Origin of the sequence: Streptosporangium sp. OZ121 (assembly GCF_051918885.1) — a bacterium.
In the GTDB taxonomy this organism is placed as follows: domain Bacteria; phylum Actinomycetota; class Actinomycetes; order Streptosporangiales; family Streptosporangiaceae; genus Streptosporangium.
Map to the genome: position 1 here is coordinate 577,517 of NZ_JBPXMC010000002.1, position 21,265 is coordinate 598,781.

Sequence of the window (21,265 nt, forward strand, 5' to 3'; positions counted from 1 at the left end):
GGCGTCGCCGGTCACATCATGCTTACCGGTATGCCGCCGAATTTAACACCCAAAATGGCGCCCGGAACTCCCGGGACCCTGTCATGGGCATTCACGGGTTCGCGGCACGGTAAACCACTGGAGGAAAATCCTTTGTTAGCACGGTTCAAGCTGTTCACGTCCGCGCTGGTCGCGGTGGTACTTGTCGTCCTGATGACGGATACGGCACACGCCGATTTCGATCCCATCGGCTCCGAACCCCATGTCCCCTACGCCCAACCGGCGGACGCGGACATTCCCAAGCGAGGCTGTGCCACCACGCTGTCCGACCCCAGGAACGCCGAAGGGAGCATCCCGGCGGTCCAGGTGATCTATGCCTGGCACGAGGAGTCCGGCAACCGCTACGACGACTTCGTCGAGAGGATCGCCAAGATCGTCGACCGGGTGGACTGGTCACTGGACGAGTCCACGAACTACGACCAGCATGTCAGCCTGAGCTGCCGCACCGGCTACGACACCGGCGGCTACGCGGGCTACGCACGCGCCCTCGTGGTGCCGGAGAAGATCGAGAACGGGGTGATCGGCGGCGAGACCGCCGCGGACGTCATCGAGGACGATCTGGCGGCGGCGGGTTACGACCACACCAACCGTACCTACATGGTGTTCGAGGACTTCGACGGGACGGCGCAGGCCTTCTGCGAAGTCCTCTGCGTCGCGGCGACCGACGAGTGGGACAGCGCGACCATGCTGCACGAGTTCATCCACCTGTTCGACGTCGACCACGCCAAGGTCACCGAGACGGTCCTCCATGAGGACGCCGACGTCATGTCCACCCAGTGGCACACCTGGCAGGTGGACCAGGAGTTCAACAACTACTACGACCCGAGCGAGACCACGGCCGCGTTCTACACGAGCGCCTATCCGCACCCTCGCAAGGCCAACCTCGCCACCTGGTCGATGCTCACCCCGCCGGTCTGCTGCGACGTGGGGTACAGCAACGACCTGCTGACCGCGCAGGAACGCACGATCGAGGCGGACGCGCCCTATGGGTACCCCACGGGCTTCACCTTCTCCGGCGGCGGATGGCTGCAGGTCACTCCACCCGGAACGGACAACCAGGTGTCGGCCCGCTACTACGACGGCCGGCGATCCCTGACCGTGAACGTCCAGTCGTGGGCCGAGGGGATCGTGTCGGTCGCTCGCAGGCCCCAGGTGACCCCGGGGCAACGGTACAAGTTCTTCGTCCGGCTGACGACCGCCACCTCCGGCGACGTCAAGCTGCGGCTCTCCTGGTACAACGCGTCGAACGCGCTGATCTCGAACAGTGACGGCTCGCTCCACGCCCTGACCTCTGATTGGGCGGAGCACAACGTCTCGGCGATCGCACCGGCCGGCGCGGCCACCGTGCAACTCTCGGTGGTGAGCCCGAACGGCCAGTCCTTCGCCTACGTGGTGGACGGCCTCCAGCTCAACCGTTGTGACAACACGCGGACCGCCGACGGATGCCGATTGGACAGCGGCCTGCCCACCCCCTGACAGGGACCCCTGCGTCGATTCGTCCTGTCCCGTTCGCCGGATCGATCAGATGGGGCATACAGGTGATCTTGGGGCGTCCGGCTCTTCCCCGCGTGATCCGCGATCCACCGGTGCCGACGACCGGCGCCCTCGCTGGTTGGCCGACGACCGGCGAGGGCGCCGCTCGTCGGCGGACACCTCAGATCAGGCCGAGGGCGAGCATCGCGTCGGCGACGCGCTTGAAGCCGTCGATGTTGGCCCCGGCCACGTAGTTGCCCGGCATGCCGTACTCGGCGGCGCTCTCCAGGCAGCGGCCGTGGATGTCCTTCATGATCTCCTGAAGGCGGTGCTCGGAGAACTCGAAGGTCCAGGAGTCGCGGCTGGCGTTCTGCTGCATCTCCAGCGCGCTGGTGGCCACGCCGCCCGCGTTGGCGGCCTTGCCCGGGCCGAAGGCGACACCCGCCTCCTGGAAGACCCGGATGCCCTCCGGCGTGGTGGGCATGTTGGCGCCCTCGCCGACCGCGACACACCCGCCGCGCACCAGGTATCCGGCGTCCCTGCCGGTGATCTCGTTCTGGGTGGCCGACGGCATCGCCACCTCGCACGGCACCTCCCAGATGCTCCGCCCCGGCACGAAGGACACGACGCCGCCGCGACGCTCGGCGTAGACGTCCATCCGCAGGCGCTCGACCTGCTTGACCTGCTTGAGCAGGTCGAGGTCGATGCCCTTCTCGTCGACGACGTACCCCGAGGAGTCGGAACAGGCGACCACGGTGCCGCCGAGCTGCTGCATCTTCTCGATCGCGTAGACGGCGACGTTGCCCGAGCCGGAGACGACGACGCGCTTGCCCTCGAAGGAGGTGCCGCGCGCCTTCAGCATCTCGTCGACGAAGAACGCGCAGCCGTACCCGGTCGCCTCGGTGCGGACCTGGGCACCGCCGTAGCCGATCCCCTTACCGGTGATCACCGCGGACTCGTACCGGTTGGTGATGCGCTTGTACTGGCCGAACAGGTAGCCGATCTCGCGCTGGCCGACGCCGATGTCCCCGGCGGGGACGTCGGTGTACTCGCCGATGTGCCGGTAGAGCTCGGTCATGAAGCTCTGGCAGAAGCGCATGACCTCGCGCTGGGAGCGGCCCTTGGGGTCGAAGTCCGAGCCGCCCTTGCCCCCGCCGATCGGCAGGCCGGTCAGGCCGTTCTTGAAGATCTGCTCGAAGCCGAGGAACTTGACGATGCCCAGGTATACCGAGGGATGAAAACGCAGTCCGCCCTTGTAGGGCCCGAGCGCGCTGTTGAACTCGACCCGGAAGCCGCGGTTGATGTGCACCTCGCCCTGGTCGTCCTCCCACGGCACCCGGAAGATGATCTGCCGCTCCGGCTCGCAGATTCGCTCGATGATCTTGGATTCGGCGTACTCGGGGTGCTTGCCGAGGACCGGACCGATGCTCTCCAGCACCTCGCGGACGGCCTGGTGGAACTCGACCTCCCCCGGGTTGCGGCGCAGGACGCTGTCGTAGATCGAATTCAGTTTCTCGTGCAACATCACGCGTCTTTCCGGTCGTGGGTTCACGAACTGCGATCCGGGCCTCCGAGGCGCGCAACTCACATCCTTGATCGACCCATGCTGAGACCTTCTTACCCCAGCAGGGGGATCCCAGATCAACCCCGCGGTTGACGACTGCGCGGGGGCCCTACCCCTACCTTCCTGGCTGACAGACCGTCACAGTCCCGCACAGGCAGGGAGAACCATGTTCAAGGATTCGGCCGACTTCCGGCGCGTCGCCTCCGGCGTGTTGCTGATCGCCGCCCCGCTGCTCCAGCTCGTCGCCCTCCTCGTCGACCCCGGAACCTGGGGTGACGAGCGCGAGGCGGTCAGCTACGGCGCCAACCCCGTGCTGTCCCAGGCGCAGTCGGTGCTCTACCACTGGTCCTACCTGCTGGCGGGCCTGTCGGTCTTCGGCCTGCTGCACGTGATGCGCCGCCGTACCGTGGTCTTCGGGCACCTCGCGGGCACCCTGACCATCCTCGGCTACGTCAACGGATCGGCCCTGCTGATGACCGACCCGGTGGAGTGGTGGCTCGGGCGGCACCACACCCCCGCGGAGAGCCAGAGGATCCTCGGCGAGATGCTGGACCTGCCCGGCGTCGTCTTCGGCTTCCAGATGCCGTGGCTGTTCTTCGCGATCTTCGGCCTGCCGGTCCTGCTGATCGGGGTCTGGCGGGCCGGGTTCGCGCACTGGGCGGTGCCGCTCGTCGCCGTACTGTCCTCCGCCGGCTCGATGGTGACCGAGTACGGGCCCTTGACGGTGCCGTTCTGGGCCGCGACGGCGGGCGCGGTCGGCTGGGTCGGGGTGAGGATGCTCCGGATGAGCCGCGAGGAGTGGATCTCGTACTACCCGACGGCCGCTCCCGGCCGGACCACACCCGACTCGTACGCGAACACCACCGCCTGAGCCCGGTCGCGCAGGTGGAGCTTCATCAGCACCCGCGCCACGTGGGTCTTGACCGTGGCCTCACCGACGAAGAGCTTCCCGGCGATCTCGGCGTTGGTCAGGCCGCGCGCCAGGGAGCGCAGCACCTCCAGCTCGCGCGGGGTGAGGTCGGCCAGCTGCGGCGGGGGCGCCGGGTCGTGGCGTCCGGCGAAGGAGGCGATGACGCGGGTGGTGACGGCCGGGTCGAGCAGGGCGTCCCCGGCCACGACGACCCGGATGGCCTCCACGAGCTGCTCGGGCGGCGAGACCTTGAGCAGGAACCCGCTGGTCCCGGCTCGGAGCGCGGCGTAGAGGTTCTCGTCGGTGTCGAAGGTCGTCAGCATCACGACCTTCGGCGGGTCCGGCTGGCCCAGCAGCTGCCTGGCGGCGGTGAGGCCGTCCATCCGCGGCATCGAGATGTCCATCAGCACGATGTCGGGCCTGGTGCGGCGGACCACGGCGAGGGCCTCGACCCCGTCGGGGGCCTCACCGACCACCTCCAGCCCGGGCTCGCTCTCCACGACGAGTTTCAGCCCGGCGCGGACCATCGCCTGGTCGTCGGCGATCACGACGCGGATGTTCACTGCTCCTCCTTGTCAGGCGGCTGGACACCTCGTTCCGGGGCCGGGCGACCGGCGACCCGCACCCGCGGGGGCCGGAGAAGGGGGAAGGAGAACCGCCATGCGGGGAGACTAAAGCCTGGTGACCGTCTTGCCCATAGGACAAAACGCCCGGACAAGCCGCTCACAAGTGGGACACAAGTCAGCGGTTCAGGACGCCGGGAACGAGACACTCCGCACGAACCGGTTGGCGACCGCGTCGTCGCACCTGCCGGAGGAGCAGAAGTAGATCAGGAGGGCGGGCTCGTCCTGCCGTTCGACGACCCAGCCGGTGAACTCGAGCTGGCCGCCGCGCTGCGGGTCGGCGATCGTCCCCTGCAGGCGCGCGGCGTTTCGCCCGCCCACGCTCAACTGGACGACCTGGGAGAAGACGCTGACCGTCCCGGGAAGCGAGGACTGCAGCGTCTCCTGCAGCTGCTTGGCGCCGCTGAGCGGGTCGAGGGTGTCGAGCGTCTGCGCGTAGAAGCCGGTGGCGTCCTGGGGGGCGTCCTTGATGATCTCGTTCGCCGCGGCCCAGTCGGCGGTGACGGGCGTGGCGAACAGCGCGCGGAACTGCTCCACCTTCGGCGAGGCCGCCACGAACACGTCGGCGTGCGGCTCGAGGGTCCAGGTCCCGGGGTACTGGAAGGCGACCGGCACCGCGGACGAGCCCTCGTACGCCACCCAGGTGTCGTCGCCGCGCAGGAACGTCGCGAGCACCGCCACCAGCGCGACGATCGCCGTGATCGCCACGGCCGCGCCGATGAGGATGCCCTTCCCGCCGGCCGCGGGCTTCTTCTTCGGCGCCTTCCGCGTGCCGGACGCCTCGGTCGTCTCGGACGTCCTGGACGCCGTCTGTGCCGTCGGCGCGTAGGGAGCCCGCACGAGCTGGTACGGCTGGCCGGCGCCGCCGATCGCGTCGCGCAGGTCGGCGATGAACTGGCCGCAGGTGTCGTAGCGCTGCTCGGGCGACTTGGCCAGGGCCCGCATCATGACGCCGTCGACCTCGAGCGGCAGCTCGGGACGGAGCGTGGTGAGCGGCGTGGGGGTCTCGGCGAGATGCGCCCAGAGCAGGGCGATCTCGTTGTCACGCTGGAAGGGCAGCCGCCCGGACAGCGCCTCGTAGACCACGCAGGCCAGGCCGTACTGGTCGCAGCGGCCGTCGATGTGCTCCTTGTTGATCTGCTCGGGCGACATGTATCGGGGGGTGCCGATGAACTGATTGGTCTGGGTCAGCCCGGAGATCGAGGTGCGATGCTTGGTGATGCCGAAGTCGGTGAGATAGGCGTGGTCGCCCTCGGTGTGGGCGGCTATCAGGATGTTGGCGGGCTTGACGTCGCGGTGGACCAGGTCGTGGGCGTGCGCGGTGTCGAGCGCGGCGGCCACCTGGGCGAAGATCCGGCTGACCTGGCTGACCGGCATCGGCCCCCGGTCGTAGAAGAGCTTGCGCAGGTCGGGGCCGTCGACGTAACGCATCGCGATGTAGAGGGTGCCGTCGTCGGCGCTGTCGGCCTCGTAGATGGGGATGATGTTGGGGTGGTCGATGCTCGCGACCGTGCGCGACTCCAGCACGAAGCGCTGGCGGAACCGGTCGTCCTCACCGAGAAGCGGATTGAGGATCTTCAGTGCCACCCGGCGGTTGAGCCTGGAGTCGATCGCGAGATAGACGACGGCCATGCCGCCCTTGCCGATGATGTCCTCGATCTGGTAGCCGGCCACTTCCCGGCCGATCAGCGCCCTGTCGTTCACGGACATCACGTCTTGGTCGGCTGGCCGCAGTAGGCGCAGAAGCTGTGGGCGGGGCCCAGCCGCATCCCGCAGCCCGTGCAGTATCTCTGCACCACCGTGTCGCCGGGTTTCGTTCCCGGCCCCGTGGCGGGACCCGGCCCCGTGTTGTGGCCGGGAGCCGTGTTGTGACCCGGATCGCGTGCCACCAGCACCGGCTGGCCGGGCGTGGAGGAGATCTTGGGCAGCGCCGGGAAGGAGCGGCCGACGACGACCGTGGAGTCGGCCTGCTCGTCGAAGGCCGGTCGCGGTGGCGTCGGTATCGGTATCGGTGGCGAGGTCGGGACCGGGGGCCGGGTCTCCGCGGTCGGACCCGGCTCGGGCTCGGCGTCGTCGGGGTCCTGCGACCCGCGACGCCAGAGCAGGATCGCGGTGGTCAGCACGGCGAGCACCAGCAGGGCGCCGCCGGCGAGGAACGGCCACAGGGGCGGGCCCCCCCGGGGCAGGTCTGTGGAGGCGGCCGCCCTCTTGGTGCCCTCGTCCTCGGCGGTGCCGCGCTTGGCCTGCGACGTCTTCAGGTGCGCGGCCGCCACGGTGTGGCCCGGGTAGAGCTCGAGCACGCGCTGGAAGGCGGGGACGGCGTCGCCGTAGTAATGGGTGTGGAAGCGGGTCAGCGCCTGCTCGAAGGCGGCGTCGATCGGGCCTCTGGCGGGCGCGACGTCCGCCTCGGCCAGGGCCTTGGTGACCTCGCGGACGCCGATCATCCGGGCGTCCTTGCCGCCGCCGATCAGCAGGCCGACGACCTCACCCTTCTTGTCCTCGATCACCGGGCCGCCGAGCAGGCCCTTGTCGACCAGGGCGCCCAGCTTCTCCGGCTCGTTGACCTTGTTCTCCGGGTCCTTGAACTCCCGGCCGCCCTCTCCGGCGCCGCCCGCCCGCAGGTGGGCGATGTCGACGGTCTCCGGCAGGTTCGCGGCGGGCCGCCCGGTGAACCCCGCGACCGCCACCGGCGACCCCTCCTTGGCGGGCACCGCGCCGGCGAGCGGGGCGGTGGGCAGGCCAGCGCTCCCGTCGGCGCGGCCGACGGGCCTCAGCACCGCGGGGCTGTCGGGCCTGTCACCGGTATGGGCGATCTCGGCCTTGAACCCCTCCTTGTCGGCGGAGGAGATGTTGGGGAAGACCGTGATCTCGGTGGTGACGTCGATGATGCAGGTGGCGGTGGGCTGCTTGGGCGGGTAACACTCCTGCAGGTGGTGGTTGAGCTGGTCGTCCTTGAGCTTGTGCCGCTCGAAGTCCTCGGGGATCTTGACCTTGTGGTGCGCGGCGAAGATCTTGTTGGCGGCGTAGACCCGGACGTCGCGGTCGGACTTGACCACCCCGGTGAGGGTGACCATGCCACCCTCGGGGTTGATCACGGTGCCGGTGCCGCTGCCGATCGGCACCTCGTAGGAACGCTCCACGTGAACCAGCTCGCCGATGTGGTCGAGCAACGTGATGTCGACCTTCGCCGTCGCCTCGATCCTGACCACCGCGGGGGTCACCAGGTCGGTGATTCCACTGGGGTGCTCGTGAGCCAGGGCGGGAGTCACCCCGGCGATCACCAAGGAGAGCCCGCCGAACACCACCAGCGCCGAACCGAACCGCCGCATCGCCACTCCCTACAGGGGATAGGACCAGGGTCGCAAACGAGGGTGAATAAGTGAACCGTCCAGCCCCGAGGGCTTGACTTTCTTTTCCGCCATCACCAGTGAAAGGCCATGAGCAGGGCATCGCCACCCCGTCTTGACCCTCCCGTTTTGCGGCCTATCGTCACGCCCACGCCCCGTCGCGGACAGTTACGCAAAGTCTAATCCTGAGCGGACCTCGGCGCGACAACGTATACCGTACGAAGATCGGTCCGCACGAAGGATCCCGCTCTCTCGGGCTCGGCCCCCTCAGCTTCGGGGACGCAGCAGCACGGCGGGATCGAAGGAGACCTCGAACGGGGCGAGCAGGTTCGCCACCTCTCCGGCCTCGTGCTTCTCCGCCGCCTTGTACTCGTCACCGGCGAGCTCGTGAACGTGGACGGACGGCCCCTCGGACAGCTCGATCCGCCAGTAGGCGGGGATCCCTGCCGCCGCGTAGGCGGCCCTCTTGAGGTGGCGGTCTCGCGCCTGGGTGCTCGGGCTGACCATCTCGACGGCCAGGAGGATGTGGCGCGGCGCGAACATCAATTCCGTCTCGTCGACGGCCCCCGCGGGCACCACGACAAGGTCGGGGTTGAAGAAGTCGCGCCTGCTCACCCGGAGGTTGACGTCCGGCAGCGGCTCGAACTCCGGCGGCGCGGCGTCTTCGAGGATCACGAGAAGACGCGCGATCGCACGCTGGTGCAGGGGGACAGGAGAGGGACTCACCAGCAGGCTCCCGTTGAAGAGCTCGTAGCGGTTCCCGTCGTCGGGAAACGTGAGCAGGTCGTCGACGGTGAACGGCGGCTCTCCTTGAAGAACCGTCCGCCTGGTCGTCGGCTCCGTCGTCGCCATCGCGGTCACCTGCTCAGTATCGGGAGTCTCGCCCTCGCCCACATGCTACTTCCCGCGATCTCCCTACTTTAAGTAGCCGATGTGTCACGGTTCGACCATCGGTGGGCGCCCTGGCGGACGGCGGCGTGGACGGCGCGGGCGATGCGGGCGCCCCAGGTGGAGCGGGGGCCGCCGAAGAGCTCCTCGGGACCTCCGGGAACACGGTCGGGGGCGGCCACGCAGACGGCGTCGGAGGCGGTGCCGGTGCAGGGGAAACCGGCCTCCAGCAGTGCCTGGGTCTTGGCCTCGGTCACCGTCATGACCGCGTTGACCAGGGCTGCGTCGCTCATGGCGACCGGTACGGCGACCGCGATGTTGACCGTTCCCGGCAGGAACATGGGAGCCAGCTCGGGGTCGGCGGCGCCTTCCGGGGCGGCGGCCCAGGTGGGGACGCGCAGGCCGACGGTCGCCACGACCTCCGCTCCCCCGTCGCGGGCCCGGGTGAAGTGGTCGACCGAGGCCGCGGTGAGCATGCCGACCCCCGGGCCCGGCGGGGCCAGCTCCAGCAGGTGGTCCACCGGGTCCATCCGCGAGTATCCGGCGACCACCTGCGCGTTGAGCACCCAGGCGGCCGGGCCGATGCCGCCGCCGACCATGGCCGAGGAGATCGCCCGCCAGCCGGGGCCGAACTCCCACAGCAGCGCGGCCAGCCGGGCGCCGTCATCCTCGCGGTGGCTCAGTCTCAGGGACGTTCCGTGCGGCCCCCGGCTCCGCCCGTCGACGTCCGGGCGGACCTCGAACCCGCTCACGAACGCCTCCGAGGTGTCACGGTCCCGCTCAAGGGCGCTCCAGGTGGACCTCGGGCCTGCCGCCGGGACCGGCCGCGACGCGGACGCGGGCGTCGAAGTGCTCACCGATCAGCTCCCCGGTGAGCACCTCGGCCGGGGTGCCGGAGGCGGCCACCCGGCCGCCCGAGAGCAGCATCATCGAGTCGGCGTACTGACCCGCGAGGCTCAGGTCGTGCAGGGTCGTGACGACGGTCAGCCCGTCGGCCAGCCGGAGCCGGTCCACGAGTTCCAGCACCTGCTGCTGGTGCCCCAGGTCGAGGGCCGTGGTGGGCTCGTCGAGCAGGAGCACCGGGGCCTGCTGGGCCAGCGCCCTGGCGAGCACGACGCGCTGGCGCTCGCCGCCGGACAGGTGGGCGAGCGGCCGCGCGGCGAGGGAGGACAGGTCCAGCCGCTCCAGCACCGACCCGGTCACCTCGCGGTCGTGGCGGCTCTCGCGACCCAGGTAGGGGACGTACGGGGTGCGGCCGAGCAGGGCGTAGTCGAACACGGTCATGTCGGCCGGCAGCGCCGGGGACTGCGGGGCGCAGGCCAGCAGCCTGGCCCGCTCCCTGGGTTTGAGCCGCCTGAGCGGCACGTCGTCGACGAGCACCTCGCCCTCGAAGGGCAGCACTCCCGCCAGGGCGCGCAGCAGCGTGGACTTGCCCGCGCCGTTGGCGCCGATGACGGCGAGCCAGTCGCCGTCCCGTACGTCGAGGCCGACGCCGGACAGCACCGCGCGCCGGTCCAGCACGACCGACAGGTCCCTCACCACGAGGTGGCTCACCGGTCTCCCCTCCGCTTCTCCACTTCACGCGACTTCTCCTCGCGCGACTTCTCCTCGCGCGACTTCTCCTCGCGCGACTTCTCCTCGCGCGGCGCGCGGGTCCCGGTGGCGCGCTCACCGTACGGGCGGGCCGGCGCCCTCCCCCCGCCGCTCGCGCGCGGCGTCACGTCTCCACCCGGCGGGTCACGCGCAGCACGGCCACGAAGAACGGCGCGCCGACGAAGGCGGTCACCACCCCGATGGGCAGCTCGGCGGGAGCGAGCACGGTCCTGGCGACCAGGTCGGCGAGGATCAGGAAGGCGGCCCCGCCGATCAGCGAGATCGGCAGCACGATCCGGTACGACGCCCCGGCCAGGCGGCGGACCACGTGCGGCACGACGAGGCCGACGAAGCCGATCAGCCCGCTGACCGCGACGGCCGCCGCGGTGGCCAGCGAGGCGGCGAGCAGGACGACGAGACGGACGCGGGCGGCGTTCAGGCCGAGGGTGACCGCCTCGTCGTCGCCGACCGAGAGCACGTCGAGGAGCCTGCCGTGCAGCAGCATGACCACCACCGAGACGGCGGCGTACGGGGCGACGAGCGTGACCTGGGCCCAGCCTCCGCCGACGTCGCCGAGGATCCAGGCGTAGATGCGCTGGAGTTCCTCCACCCTGAGCTGCTGCAGGAACGTCTGGATCGCGGTGAGGAAGGACGTGACCGCGACGCCCGCGAGGACCAGCGTGGCGGTGCCGCCGCCCCGGCCCGCCGCGCTGCCCAGCGCGTAGGCGAGCAGCACGCCGCCGACGGCCCCGGCGAAGGCCGCGGCGGGAATGCCGATCGCCTCGATGTCGCCGCCGGTGAAGACGATCGCCGCCGTGGTCGTCAGACCCGCGCCCGCGGCGGCTCCCAGCAGGTAGGGGTCCGCGAGCGGGTTGCGGAAGACGCCCTGGTACCCGGCTCCTGCGACGGCCAGCAGGCCGCCGACGATCGCGGCCAGCAGGACCCGGGGCAGCCGCAGCTCTGTCAGCAGGCCCAGCTCGACCGGGGCCAGCCCCGAGTCCACCGAGACGAACGGCAGCCAGTCGAGCAGTTGGAGCATCACGCCGCGCGGCGCGATGCCCGCCGCGCCGGCCAGCAGCCCGGCGAACATGCTCGCCAGGAGCACGACCACGGCCGAGAGCGTCACCAGCGGGCTCAGCCGTGCCGCCTGCCTGCCCTGGCCGCCGGCCTCCCAGACCGCACCGGTACCGGTGCCGGTGTCTTTGCCCGTGCCGGTACCGGTGCCTGAGTCCGTACCGGTATCGGAGCCGGTGCCGGAGTCCGTGCCGGTACCGGAGCCCGTGCCGGTGCCTCTGCCGGTGTCCGTGCCGGGGGACGACGGCCCGGAGGCCGCGTCGCCGGGACCCGCCGGGTGCCCGGGGCGGACGCCTCGTCCTTCGGGGCGGGGAGAGAGCATTTCTCGTTTCTTCTTGTCTTCTTGACGCCGGTCAGCCTGCCGCCACCTTCTGGACGGCGTCGCCGATCTGCCTGGCGAGGTCGACGACGCGCGGCCCCCAGCGAGAGGCGACGTCGTCGTCGAGAAGGACCACCTGGTCGTTCTCGACGGCGGAGAGCTTGGACCAGCCGGGACGCTTGGCGAGGGTGTCCCTGGACTGGCCGCAGCACTTGGTGTCGGCCAGGAAGACGAGGTCGGGGTCGGCCTTGGCGACGAACTCGGCGGAGAGCTTGGGGTAGCCACCGGCCGCGTCGGGAGCCTCGTCGGCGATGTTGGTCATGCCGAACAGCCCGTAGATCTGTCCGATGAAGGTGGTGGAGGTGGCCGAATAGGGAGTGGTGTCCAGCTCGTGGTAGTAGGTGAGCTTCGCGTTCTTCGGCGCGGCGGCGGTGATCTCGTCGAGCTGCTTCCTCATCCCGGCGACGAGCTCGGCGGCCCTGTCGCCGTTGCCGGTGGCGGCGCCGAGGTCGGTGATCTGGTCGTAGGCCTCGTCGAGCTTGGTGGCGGCGGGCTCCAGCAGCACGGGGACGCCGACCTTGCCCAGCGCGGCCACGACGCTGTCGGCGTCGTTGGCGACCACGACCAGGTCGGGCTTCCTGGCGATGATCGCCTCCACGTTCGGCTTGAAACCGGACAGGTCGCTCTTCGGCGCCTCGGCGGGATGGTTGGACTGGTCGTCCACCGCCACGACCTGCGGTCCGGCACCGATCGCGAACAGGCTCTCGGTGGCGGTGGGCGAGAGCGAGACGATCCGCTCCGGCCTCCTGGCGACGGCGACGGGGCCGTTACCCGCCTCGACGGTGACGGGGAATCCCGCCGCCGAGGGGGTGGCCGCCACGCTCGCGGAGGTGGCGGGGGGTGAGGCGGGGGTGCTCTGGCCGCATCCGGCGAGGGTCAGCGTGGCGAGCAGGGCACCGGCGAGGGCGGTGGGGGGAGCAAGGGCAGCGAGGGCAGCGAGGGCGCTGCGTACGGGCCTCACACGAGGTCCTTTCAGTTGCCGGAACCGAGGGACCCAAAGGAGACGGGTCACCCTTTTCCACGAGGGTCGTCGTCGACGCGGCGGAGGCGACCTGGCTCGACCCCGGGGGGCCATGACAGTTGCGGGACAGCGCCGGGCTCACACCGGACTTCGCTCACGCTGCGCGTCAGACGAACGGTATCAATCCCCTCGGAGGTCCCCCCAGGGTCCCCGGTGTCAGGGGGTGCTCGGCCCGTGTCCTGCGGCGAACCGTCCTCGACCCGAGCCGCTCCCCGGCCGAGCCGCTCCCCGGCCGAGCCGCTCCTCAGCCGAGCCGCTCCTCAGCCGAGCCGCTCCTCAGCCGAGCTGCTCCTCGGCGGCGGCGATGATCTCCTGCAGGCGCAGGCCGTGCGCGGCGTCCAGCGGGTGGCCGCCACCGCGCCGTACGGTCAGCTCGAACTCGGCGAGCATGAGGGAGAAGACGTCGGAGCCCAACCGGGTGCCGTCCAGGGACTCCCTGCCGAGACGCCCGTAGATCTCGACGTCGGAGGGCGGGTTCTCCCCCGGCACGCTCATGCACAGCGACGCCTCGCTGACCGCGCCGGTCTCGTGCTCCAGCAGCAGGCCGACCCAGCCCAGCGGGTTACCGTGCGCCCGGACCCCGACGACCCTGCCGAGCGCCACGTCCAGCATGTCGATCATGTGCGGGCCGACGTCGAGGATCGCGCCGCGCTCCAGCCGCCAGGAGGTGGCGAAGGCTCCGCCGAGCATCGCCCCTGAGATGTTGGCCGCCCTCCCGCCGAACGGCTCGATGGCCGAGACCCTGGCCAGGAAGGCACGGGTGGCGGGCGAGTAACGCCAGGTGAGGACCATCTGCGAGGCCACGCCCGCCTCGGCGACCGCCTCGGCCAGCCGCCGGGCTCCGTCCAGGTCGGCGGCGAGCGGTTTCTCCAGCAGCAGCGCCTTGCCCGCCTTGGCGGCACGCACCCCCAGCTCGGCCTGGACCGCGGGCGGCACCGAGAACGCGACCGCCTCGCAGTTGTCGAAGAGTTCCTCGATCCGCTCGAAGACCGGGGCGCCGAACCTGGCCGCGGCCTCGGGACGACGGGCCCACACGCCCGCCAGACGCGTGTTCGGACCAGCCGCCAGCATCGGCGCGTGCACCATCTCGGCCCACGGTCCGGCGCCTACCAGACCCACAGATAACGTCACCGATCCAGTTTCGCACGCTCTCCCACCGTGATCGCGTGCCCCGGAGGGTGTTCCGCGCCCAGCCGCCGGCGCGCCACCGACACGCCACCGGTAGGCCACCGATATGCCACCGGCGGGTCACCGGCGAACCATCCGTACCGGCATGATGGGAACCACGATGAACCAGATGACTCTGCTGCGGCACGGCGAGACCGAGTGGAGCCGGGACGGCCGGCACACCGGGCTCACCGACCTGCCGCTGACCGCCAAGGGCGAGGACCAGGCGCGGGCGCTGGCCCCGCTGATCGCGGGCCGGGCGTTCGACCTGGCCCTGGTGAGCCCGGCCAGGCGCGCGAGGGACACCGCCGAACTGGCCGGGATCGGAAACCCCGAGACCGAGCCCGACCTGTGGGAATGGGACTACGGCGGCTACGAGGGCGTCACCACCGCCACGATCCGCGAGAGCCGTCCCGGCTGGTATCTGTGGCGCGACGGTGTCGTCCCCGGCGACTCCGGCCATCCCGGAGAGAGCGCGGAGCAGGTCGGCGCCCGCGCCGACCGGGTGATCGCCCGCGCCAGGGCGGTGGAGGGGGACGTGGTCGTGGTCGCCCACGGGCACTACCTGCGGGTGCTGTGTGCCCGCTGGCTCGGACTGCCCCCGCGGGACGGGCGTCTCTTCCGTCTGGACACGGGGACCTACTCCCGGCTCGGCTTCGAGCACGGCGAGCCGGTGGTCCTCGCCTGGAACGCCCCCGTCTGACCCCGGAGGGGCCGGGGCGCGACCGGAGCCGGGCAGGGCGCCGCGAGGAGAGCTCCGCGCCCCGGGCCCGCGAGAAACCTCCCGGCCCTCGCGTCCGGGCCGGGCGCGATCACGCCGTACGGAGGGAAGACCTCGCTCGGGCGCCTCGCGTCCCGGCCGGGCGCGATCACGCCGTACGGAGGGAAGACCTCGTTCAGGCGGCGAGCTCGACGGGCTGGGGGCCCCGGCCGGTCAGCCATTCGAGGACCTTGCGATGCCCGTGGCAGGCGTCCTCGAAGTGACCCCAACGCCAGTAACGCGGCTGGTCGCGCACTCCGGTGACCCATGTGCGGTAGGACACCGGAGTGGGCGTACCCTCCCCGGTCGCCGCCGAGGCGACGCCGTAAGTGCGGATCACGACGCGCCCGCCTGGTGCGAACAACACGTCGTCGGCAACCGGATACAAGGTCATCTGGTCGAGCACGGTTTGAGCCCCCAATCACTGTGATCTCAAACTCTTCCGCGCCGATCCACTCCCCCGGTTACGTCACAGGCGCGCCACGGTTAACCTGGCGGCCCTGATGTAAAAACGGTGTTACACCGTTAAACCGTCGAACTCCCCATCCTTCACCCCGAGCACCAGGGCGCGAATCTCATCCCGCGTGTAGATCAGGGCAGGCCCCTCGGGGAAACGCGAGTTACGGACCGCGATGCTGCCATCCGACAGTTCGGCCAGTTCGACGCAGTTACCCGTCGAGTTGCTGTAGCGGCTCTTGCGCCAGCTGGCCCCGGCAAGGTCAGTGGCGGGCATGCCGTTGTAGGTCTGCTTCATTTACATCTCTCTGAGAAGGTCGCCGAGGATCTCGGCGGTGCCCCCGGGCGTGGTGCTTTCCACGCACAACTGCTCCATGGCCGTGAGGTATGGATCGATATCCTCACGTTTATCCAGGTAGAGGGCACCCCAGAGCTGCTCGACATAGACGACGTCCGACAGGTCGGACTCGGGAAACCGCAAGATGCTGAACGCACCACCCTCGGCCGCGTGCATGCCGAATCGGAAGGGCATCACCTGAAGGGTGATGTTGGGGAGCGAGGACACTTCCAGCAGGTGCTGGAGTTGTTCACGCATGATCTCCTTGCCTCCGATGGGACGCCTCAGGGCCGCCTCGTCGATAACCGCCCACAACCGGGGGCCGTCTTTCTTCGTCAGGCGATCCTGCCGCTGCATGCGCATATGCACACGACGCTCGATCTCCGCCTCCGGCACGTCCGGGTAGCCCAGCCGGATCACGGTGTGCGCGTAGGCGGACGTCTGCAGCAGGCCGGGAATGAACTGCACCTCGTAGGTACGGATCATGTTCGTCGCCTCCTCCAGCCCCACGTAGGTGGTGAACCAGTGCGGCAACAGGTCGCCGTACTTGTGCCACCAGCCCGGGGTGTTCGCCTCGCGGACCATCTCCAGCAGGCCGCGCCGTTCTGCGTCGTCGAGCACGCCGTACAGGGTGAGCAGGTCTTCCACGTCACGTGTCTTGAAACCGACGCGGCCGAGTTCCATGCGGCTGATCTTGGACTCGGAGGCGCGGATGTGAAATCCCGCGGCCTCACGGGTGAGCCCCTTCTCCTCACGCAGCCGGCGCAGGCTCGCTCCGAGCATGATTCGCCGAACAGTGGAACCGGTACCGGGCGGATCCATGGACACGTGGTGCTCCTCGCTCGCTTTCCTGATCGACAGTCTGTCACTTCGTGACCTAAGAATCCTCGGCCACGACCAAGATCCCCTTTCGTCCGTAATCACCCAATCATGGGTAACGGTAGCGGTTGCACAGACCTTATGCACGTGCATTCGCTCTTGCACCTGCACGGGAGTTTGCAGCATGATGACGGCTGTGCAGTCCGCCCAAACCGCGCCCCCCCGAGCGTCAACGTCATGGACGGCGCTCGACTGGTGGCCCCCCGCCGGCTGGTGGCCCGATTCCGCGCGCGATCTCCTTTCCGGATCCCCGGCAGCCATGGCCAGCGCCACCTTCGTGCTCCCGCCCCACGCCGAGTCCGTCCACTCCGCCCGCAGCTTCGCGACGGGCACCCTCACCGGATGGAACCTCGGCGAGCTGAGCGAGAACATGGAGCTGGTGGTCTCGGAGCTCGCCACCAACGCCTTCAGACACGGCCTGAGACTGGCCGAGTCACGGGCCAGGGAGCCGATCCGGCTCTCCCTGCTCCGGCGCGGCGAGCTGGTCGCCTGCACGCTCAACGACCCGGGAGCCGGCTTCCCCGCGCTCCGCGACCCCTCTCCCCTCGACATCGGCGGCCTCGGGCTGCACATCGTCGAGTCGCTGAGCCTCCGCTGGGGCTGGGCACCGCTGGCCCCGTACGGCAAGATCGTGTGGGCCGTCCTCAGAACGGGCCTCCCCGAGGAGCCCGGCCCCCTCGACCGCCCGTAGTCCCCGCCCGTAGCTCCCTCACCGCCCGCGATCCCCTTCCCGGGCGATCCGCCGGAACGGCCACCTTCCCCCGGCCGGCCCGCGGAACGCCCTCCGGCCCGCCCGTACTCCCGGGTCCCCGGGTCTTCCCAGAGCCCGGCGACCCCCCCGCTTTTCCAGGACCTCCACCGAACCCCTTCCGGACGGCGCCGCCCCTTCCCCTTCCAGAGGCGCCGATCGGTCCCGGGGCCGCCACCCCTCCCGCCTCGCGGCCCCGGGACCGATCAGAACCGGACGTAGAGCTCTATAACGCATCGCATTCTGCGCGGTAGATGCCGTCAGAGATGCCCTCTGCATTACCGTGGATGTTTATGGCTCACGGAGAGTCCCCGCGCGAGATTCCTGAGAGAGCTGCGAGATGGACGATCACCTGCTCGGCTGGTTGAAAACCCTCGACGAAGAACGGCTCGCCCGAGTTCTGGCCAACCGGCTGGACGCCATCGCCCCACCGTGGCCGCGCCGCCTGGACACCCTGGCGCAGCGGCTGGGCAACGGGTTCGCGGTGATGGAGGTCATGCGCGGGTTGCCGCTGCCCTCGCTGGAGGTGGCGCAGGCGTCACTCGCCCTCGGCGAGCAGGCCGGGCCGGAGACGGTCGCCCGGTTCATGGGCGTGCCCGAGGCCGAGGTGTCGCCCTGGCTCGACCTGCTGTTCGACCACGCGCTGGCGTGGCCGGACGGCGAGGGCCGCATCCGGGTGGCGGAGGGGGTCGCCCGGTGGTGGACGGCGCCCTGCGGGCTCGGCGAGCCGCTCCCCCACTATCTGAACTCCTGGACGGTCAGCGCCGACGCGCTGCGCGGGCTGGCCAGGACGCTCGGCCTGCCGCACGGCCCCAAGCGGCGCACGGTCACCGGGGTCACCGAGATCCTCTCCGACCCGGCGCGGGTGACCGCGCTGCTGGAGAGAGCCCCGGAGGGCGCGAGACGGCTGCTGGACGAGTTCGCCTGGGACGGCCCGGTCCGCGACGTGGACGGCGGCAGGTTCGTGGTGCCCGGCGCCCCCGAGAAGTGGGCGGCCGACCACGGGCTGCTCTTCCGTCCCAGCTGGAACGTGGCCGAGATGCCCCGCGAGGTGGCGCTCGCGCTGCGCGGCCCCGACTACCACCCGCCCTTCACCCCCGTGCCGCCCGACCTCGCCACCATCCCCGTCGACCCCGAGGCCGTCGACCACCTGATGACGCTGGCCGCCCCGCACGTGGTGGAGCGCTGCGCCGCCATGCTGGAGAACACCGCGAAGTTCCCGCTGCCGCTGCTCAAGGCAGGCGGGGTCGGGGTGCGCGAGGTCCGGCGGGTGGCCAGGGACACCGGCTGCGACGAGGACGAGACCCGGCTGCTGCTCGAGGTCTGCGCGGTGGCCCGGCTGCTGGCCTGGGACGAGTCCGCCGGCGGGCTGGTGCCCACCGAGAAGTTCGACCGCTGGCGGCTGGACGACGCCGCCGCCAGGCTCAGGGTGCTGCTGTCGGCGTGGTGGCGGATGGAGCGCTCGTCGCTGCGGAAGGTCGACGGCAAGTACGGCACGGTGCTCGGCGACGACCCCGCCGGAGCCATGGTCGCCCGCGCCCGGCGGGCGCTGCTCGGCGTGCTGGCCCGGCTGCCCGCCAGCACGGCGTGCACCGACCGGGCGGGGCTGGTCAGGTCCGCGCACTGGCACGCCCCGCTGCTGGACCAGTCGCTGCTGGCCGAGTGCGCCCCCGCCGTACTGGAGGAGGCCCGCATGCTCGGGCTGGTCGCCCTCGACACGATCACCGACCTCGGCCGGGCGATGGCCGGGCTGGACGCCTTCCCCGGCGACGAGATCGACGACTCCTCGCCCATCGTGGAGAACGACCCCGTGCTGGTCGAGTGCTCCACCAGGGCGCTGGCCAGCGTGCGGCGGAGCGCGCTCTTCGGTGCCGACCTCACCGCCGTGGTGACCGGCCCGCCCGCCGGGGAACTCGCCGAGTTGCTCGACCGGGCCGCGGAACGCGAGTCACGGGGCGCGGCCTCGGTGTGGCGGTTCACCCCGGCCAGCGTGCGCCGGGCCATGGACTCCGGCTACACCGCCGAGGGCCTGCTGACCGACCTCGCGGAGGTGGGCACGGTGCCGCAGCCCCTCGACTACCTGATACACGACGTGGCCAGGCGGCACGGCGAGGTCACGGTGACCACGGTCGCCTGCATCGTGCAGGCCTCCGACCCGGCACTGCTCGCCGAGATCGCCGGGCACCGGCGGCTGGGCAGGCTGGGCCTGCGGCTGCTCGCCCCGACCGTGCTGGCCAGCTCGGTGCCCGCCGACAAGACCCTGGCGGCGCTACGGGAGAACGGCTACGCGCCGGTGCCGATCGAGGACACCGGTGAGATCACCATCCGCAGGGCCCGCGTCGAGGAACCGCAGAACGGGCGGCTGATCCTGCTTCCCGGGGGCCGGGTGGCCGAGTTCGAGCAGCCTTCGTACCCGCTGGTGGAACCACCTCCCGACCCGCACGAGCACGCCCAGCGCCTGCTCGTCGCCGAGGGCGAGGCCTCCCAGTCCGTCGGCAGGACGTGGGCGGTCATCGGCCGGATGGCCTCCCGCCTGCCGACCGCCCAGCAGTCGCTGCTCGGCTTCGTCGTCGACCGCGGCGTGCGGGCGGCGATCACGCTGACCGACGGTCTGACCGCCACCATCAGCCACGGCGAGCTGCGCAGCGGCGTGCTCGACGCGTGGTGCGAGGAGGCGGGCGACTACCTGGAGTTCCCGCTGGCCGACATCGTCGAGGTCCGCGGCACCTACGCCTGATCCGGGCCGCGCAACCGGCCCGGCCCTGCCCGTCGGCCCCGCCGCCGCCCGCCACCTGCCCGCCACCGCCTGTCACCGCCTGTCACCTGCCGTCGGACCCGGTCGTACGCCGTCCGCCGCCCGGTCCGGCCCGTACGGCGAACGGTCCGCCGGCGCCCGGTGCGCGCCGGCGATCCGGCTAGAGCTTCCTGGCCTTGGCGAGGTCGGCGTGGAGTCGCTCCAGCACGTCGGCGTAGCCCTGGTAGCTGTAGCGCTCCTCGGCGTGCCACTGGTAGACCTGCCCCGCCTTGACCGCGGGCAGCGCGGCGAAGGTCGGCTTCTTCTTCATCTCCTCGGGCCGCATCGACTGGGTGCGGGCGTCCACCAGGATCACGTCCGCCTCGTAGGTGTCGGCGTTCTCCCAGCTCAGGGTCTGCCAGTAGCCGCCGTCGTCGACCTTCTCCGGCACCACCAGGTCCAGGCCGAGTTCCTTGAAGTAGCGCACGTCCGCGTGGTCGTCGGGGTTGGCCACCCACATCGCCTCCGGCCCGCCCGCCATGACCAGGATCTTCAGGCCCTTGGCCTCGGGGGTGGCGAGCGCGGCGGAGGCGGCGTCGAACCTGGCCTTGGCCGCGGTCACCTCGGGGGCGTCGAGGTCGGCGCCGAGGGCGGCCGCGACCTGCCCGTACCTCTCGATGAGCTTGGGCACCGACACCCCGATCAGGCTGACGCCGAGGGTGGGCGCGACCTGTTCGATGGTGGAGGCGGACTTCTGCGGCACGTACCAGAGGGCGTCCTTGGTGTACATGCCGCTGACCAGCAGGTCCGGCTGGAGCGAGATGTACTTCTCGACGTTGAACTCGTCCCACACGTTGCCGATGGACTCGACCTTGGTGATGTCGACGTCGCCGACCTGGGGGTCCTTCGTGCCGTCCTTGAGCTTGTGCGGCCCGAAGACGGCGACGGGGCGGATCCCGAAGTCCCAGAGCGCCGCGGCGGCGCCGACCTGGGCGACGACCCGGGCCGGGCGCTCGGGCGCGTCGATCTTCTTTCCACGGTCGTCGGTGAAAGTCCACGGACCCGCCGCGGGGGAGGCGGCGGCCGGGGAGCCGCTCGGCGCCGCGGCCGTCTCCGCACCGCTGCCGCACGCGGCCAGGACGAACACGAGACCGAGGCCCGCGGCCATGAATCCCCGCCGCGGCAGGACAGGTAGGGACATTTGCGACTCCAAAGGCTAGGCTTACCTAAATGACTCATGCGTTAGATTAGCCTTACCTAATCATTACCGACG

General features: G+C 70.7%; 20 protein-coding genes. 5 read left to right on the top strand and 15 right to left on the bottom strand.

Features of this window, described 5'->3' with window-relative positions; genetic code table 11:
* The first annotated feature begins 132 nt into the window (after positions 1-132).
* Entirely contained in the window at positions 133-1,515 is a 1,383-nt protein-coding gene (locus tag ACTOQ1_RS07420) for a hypothetical protein (RefSeq protein WP_440065372.1), read from the top strand.
* Positions 1,516-1,693: 178 nt separating this feature from the next.
* Here the strand turns inward: ACTOQ1_RS07420 and gdhA are convergent, their stop codons facing one another.
* Positions 1,694-3,037, bottom strand: a complete 1,344-nt coding sequence (gene gdhA / locus ACTOQ1_RS07425) for an NADP-specific glutamate dehydrogenase (RefSeq protein WP_440065374.1) — start codon at positions 3,035-3,037, stop codon at positions 1,694-1,696.
* 205 nt (positions 3,038-3,242) lie between these two features.
* Here gdhA and ACTOQ1_RS07430 point away from each other — a divergent pair, with 205 nt between their 5' ends.
* Positions 3,243-3,947 carry a hypothetical protein gene (locus ACTOQ1_RS07430; protein ID WP_440065375.1) on the top strand — a complete coding sequence of 235 codons (705 nt, stop codon included), beginning with the start codon at positions 3,243-3,245 and terminating at the stop codon, positions 3,945-3,947.
* Here the strand turns inward: ACTOQ1_RS07430 and ACTOQ1_RS07435 are convergent.
* The 10 genes from ACTOQ1_RS07435 to ACTOQ1_RS07480 all read right to left on the bottom strand — a co-directional run bounded on the left by ACTOQ1_RS07435 (position 3,887) and on the right by ACTOQ1_RS07480 (position 14,042).
* On the bottom strand, positions 3,887-4,549 hold the full coding sequence (locus ACTOQ1_RS07435; RefSeq protein WP_440065377.1) for a response regulator: 663 nt from the start codon (positions 4,547-4,549) through the stop codon (positions 3,887-3,889). The two genes, ACTOQ1_RS07430 and ACTOQ1_RS07435, sit on opposite strands and share 61 nt — an antisense overlap.
* 186 nt (positions 4,550-4,735) lie before the next feature.
* Complete coding sequence (locus tag ACTOQ1_RS07440; protein ID WP_440065378.1) at positions 4,736-6,319, bottom strand: serine/threonine-protein kinase; 1,584 nt, start codon at positions 6,317-6,319, stop codon at positions 4,736-4,738.
* Positions 6,319-7,938, bottom strand: a complete 1,620-nt coding sequence (locus tag ACTOQ1_RS07445) for a hypothetical protein (RefSeq protein WP_440065380.1) — start codon at positions 7,936-7,938, stop codon at positions 6,319-6,321. Before ACTOQ1_RS07445 ends, ACTOQ1_RS07440 begins: the two co-directional genes overlap by 1 nt.
* 285 nt (positions 7,939-8,223) lie before the next feature.
* Positions 8,224-8,808, bottom strand: a complete 585-nt coding sequence (locus tag ACTOQ1_RS07450; RefSeq protein WP_440065381.1) for a Uma2 family endonuclease — start codon at positions 8,806-8,808, stop codon at positions 8,224-8,226.
* Positions 8,809-8,876: 68 nt separating this feature from the next.
* A complete protein-coding gene (locus tag ACTOQ1_RS07455) occupies positions 8,877-9,533 on the bottom strand; it encodes an adenosylcobinamide amidohydrolase (RefSeq protein WP_440065471.1) in 657 nt (218 codons plus the stop codon).
* Between the two features lie 91 nt (positions 9,534-9,624).
* Entirely contained in the window at positions 9,625-10,398 is a 774-nt protein-coding gene (locus ACTOQ1_RS07460; protein ID WP_440065383.1) for an ABC transporter ATP-binding protein, read from the bottom strand.
* On the bottom strand, positions 10,395-10,565 hold the full coding sequence (locus tag ACTOQ1_RS07465) for a hypothetical protein (protein ID WP_440065384.1): 171 nt from the start codon (positions 10,563-10,565) through the stop codon (positions 10,395-10,397). Before ACTOQ1_RS07465 ends, ACTOQ1_RS07460 begins: the two co-directional genes overlap by 4 nt.
* Positions 10,562-11,833 carry a FecCD family ABC transporter permease gene (locus tag ACTOQ1_RS07470; protein ID WP_440065385.1) on the bottom strand — a complete coding sequence of 424 codons (1,272 nt, stop codon included), beginning with the start codon at positions 11,831-11,833 and terminating at the stop codon, positions 10,562-10,564. The genes ACTOQ1_RS07465 and ACTOQ1_RS07470 overlap by 4 nt, the downstream gene beginning before the upstream one ends.
* A gap of 31 nt (positions 11,834-11,864) precedes the next feature.
* Positions 11,865-12,851, bottom strand: a complete 987-nt coding sequence (locus ACTOQ1_RS07475; protein WP_440065386.1) for an ABC transporter substrate-binding protein — start codon at positions 12,849-12,851, stop codon at positions 11,865-11,867.
* 336 nt (positions 12,852-13,187) lie between these two features.
* The gene (locus ACTOQ1_RS07480) at positions 13,188-14,042 is read right to left on the bottom strand and encodes a Gfo/Idh/MocA family protein (protein WP_440065388.1); all 855 of its coding nucleotides are present in this window, start codon (positions 14,040-14,042) and stop codon (positions 13,188-13,190) included.
* 157 nt (positions 14,043-14,199) lie between these two features.
* On the opposite strand from ACTOQ1_RS07480, the gene ACTOQ1_RS07485 reads away from it, so the two are divergent.
* Entirely contained in the window at positions 14,200-14,781 is a 582-nt protein-coding gene (locus ACTOQ1_RS07485; protein ID WP_440065389.1) for a histidine phosphatase family protein, read from the top strand.
* 193 nt (positions 14,782-14,974) lie between these two features.
* Here the strand turns inward: ACTOQ1_RS07485 and ACTOQ1_RS07490 are convergent, their stop codons facing one another.
* From ACTOQ1_RS07490 to ACTOQ1_RS07500, 3 genes are all read right to left on the bottom strand, one after another.
* Complete coding sequence (locus ACTOQ1_RS07490) at positions 14,975-15,178, bottom strand: hypothetical protein (RefSeq protein ID WP_350970701.1); 204 nt, start codon at positions 15,176-15,178, stop codon at positions 14,975-14,977.
* 177 nt (positions 15,179-15,355) lie between these two features.
* Entirely contained in the window at positions 15,356-15,592 is a 237-nt protein-coding gene (locus ACTOQ1_RS07495) for a DUF397 domain-containing protein (RefSeq protein ID WP_344749145.1), read from the bottom strand.
* Positions 15,593-16,453 (bottom strand): helix-turn-helix domain-containing protein, encoded by an 861-nt coding sequence (locus ACTOQ1_RS07500; RefSeq protein WP_440065473.1) that lies wholly within the window; start codon positions 16,451-16,453, stop codon positions 15,593-15,595. It abuts the gene before it with no gap.
* Between the two features lie 316 nt (positions 16,454-16,769).
* Here ACTOQ1_RS07500 and ACTOQ1_RS07505 point away from each other — a divergent pair, with 316 nt between their 5' ends.
* Positions 16,770-17,201 (top strand): ATP-binding protein, encoded by a 432-nt coding sequence (locus ACTOQ1_RS07505; protein WP_440065390.1) that lies wholly within the window; start codon positions 16,770-16,772, stop codon positions 17,199-17,201.
* 397 nt (positions 17,202-17,598) lie between these two features.
* On the top strand, positions 17,599-19,995 hold the full coding sequence (locus tag ACTOQ1_RS07510) for a helicase-associated domain-containing protein (protein WP_440065392.1): 2,397 nt from the start codon (positions 17,599-17,601) through the stop codon (positions 19,993-19,995).
* Positions 19,996-20,173: 178 nt separating this feature from the next.
* Here the strand turns inward: ACTOQ1_RS07510 and ACTOQ1_RS07515 are convergent, their stop codons facing one another.
* Positions 20,174-21,193 carry an ABC transporter substrate-binding protein gene (locus ACTOQ1_RS07515; RefSeq protein ID WP_440065393.1) on the bottom strand — a complete coding sequence of 340 codons (1,020 nt, stop codon included), beginning with the start codon at positions 21,191-21,193 and terminating at the stop codon, positions 20,174-20,176.
* Positions 21,194-21,265 lie beyond the last annotated feature (72 nt).

What these genes read in the sequence shown, in the direction of transcription:
- ACTOQ1_RS07485 (WP_440065389.1), top strand. Translation starts at nt 14,200, where the DNA reads ATGAACCAGATGACTCTGCTGCGGCACGGCGAGACCGAGTGGAGCCGG.
- ACTOQ1_RS07515 (WP_440065393.1), bottom strand. Translation starts at nt 21,193, where the DNA reads ATGTCCCTACCTGTCCTGCCGCGGCGGGGATTCATGGCCGCGGGCCTC.
- ACTOQ1_RS07470 (WP_440065385.1), bottom strand. Translation starts at nt 11,833, where the DNA reads ATGCTCTCTCCCCGCCCCGAAGGACGAGGCGTCCGCCCCGGGCACCCG.
- ACTOQ1_RS07495 (WP_344749145.1), bottom strand. Translation starts at nt 15,592, where the DNA reads ATGAAGCAGACCTACAACGGCATGCCCGCCACTGACCTTGCCGGGGCC.
- gdhA (WP_440065374.1), bottom strand. Translation starts at nt 3,037, where the DNA reads ATGTTGCACGAGAAACTGAATTCGATCTACGACAGCGTCCTGCGCCGC.
- ACTOQ1_RS07440 (WP_440065378.1), bottom strand. Translation starts at nt 6,319, where the DNA reads ATGTCCGTGAACGACAGGGCGCTGATCGGCCGGGAAGTGGCCGGCTAC.
- ACTOQ1_RS07510 (WP_440065392.1), top strand. Translation starts at nt 17,599, where the DNA reads ATGGACGATCACCTGCTCGGCTGGTTGAAAACCCTCGACGAAGAACGG.
- ACTOQ1_RS07430 (WP_440065375.1), top strand. Translation starts at nt 3,243, where the DNA reads ATGTTCAAGGATTCGGCCGACTTCCGGCGCGTCGCCTCCGGCGTGTTG.
- ACTOQ1_RS07505 (WP_440065390.1), top strand. Translation starts at nt 16,770, where the DNA reads ATGGCCAGCGCCACCTTCGTGCTCCCGCCCCACGCCGAGTCCGTCCAC.
- ACTOQ1_RS07445 (WP_440065380.1), bottom strand. Translation starts at nt 7,938, where the DNA reads ATGCGGCGGTTCGGTTCGGCGCTGGTGGTGTTCGGCGGGCTCTCCTTG.
- ACTOQ1_RS07450 (WP_440065381.1), bottom strand. Translation starts at nt 8,808, where the DNA reads ATGGCGACGACGGAGCCGACGACCAGGCGGACGGTTCTTCAAGGAGAG.
- ACTOQ1_RS07500 (WP_440065473.1), bottom strand. Translation starts at nt 16,453, where the DNA reads ATGGATCCGCCCGGTACCGGTTCCACTGTTCGGCGAATCATGCTCGGA.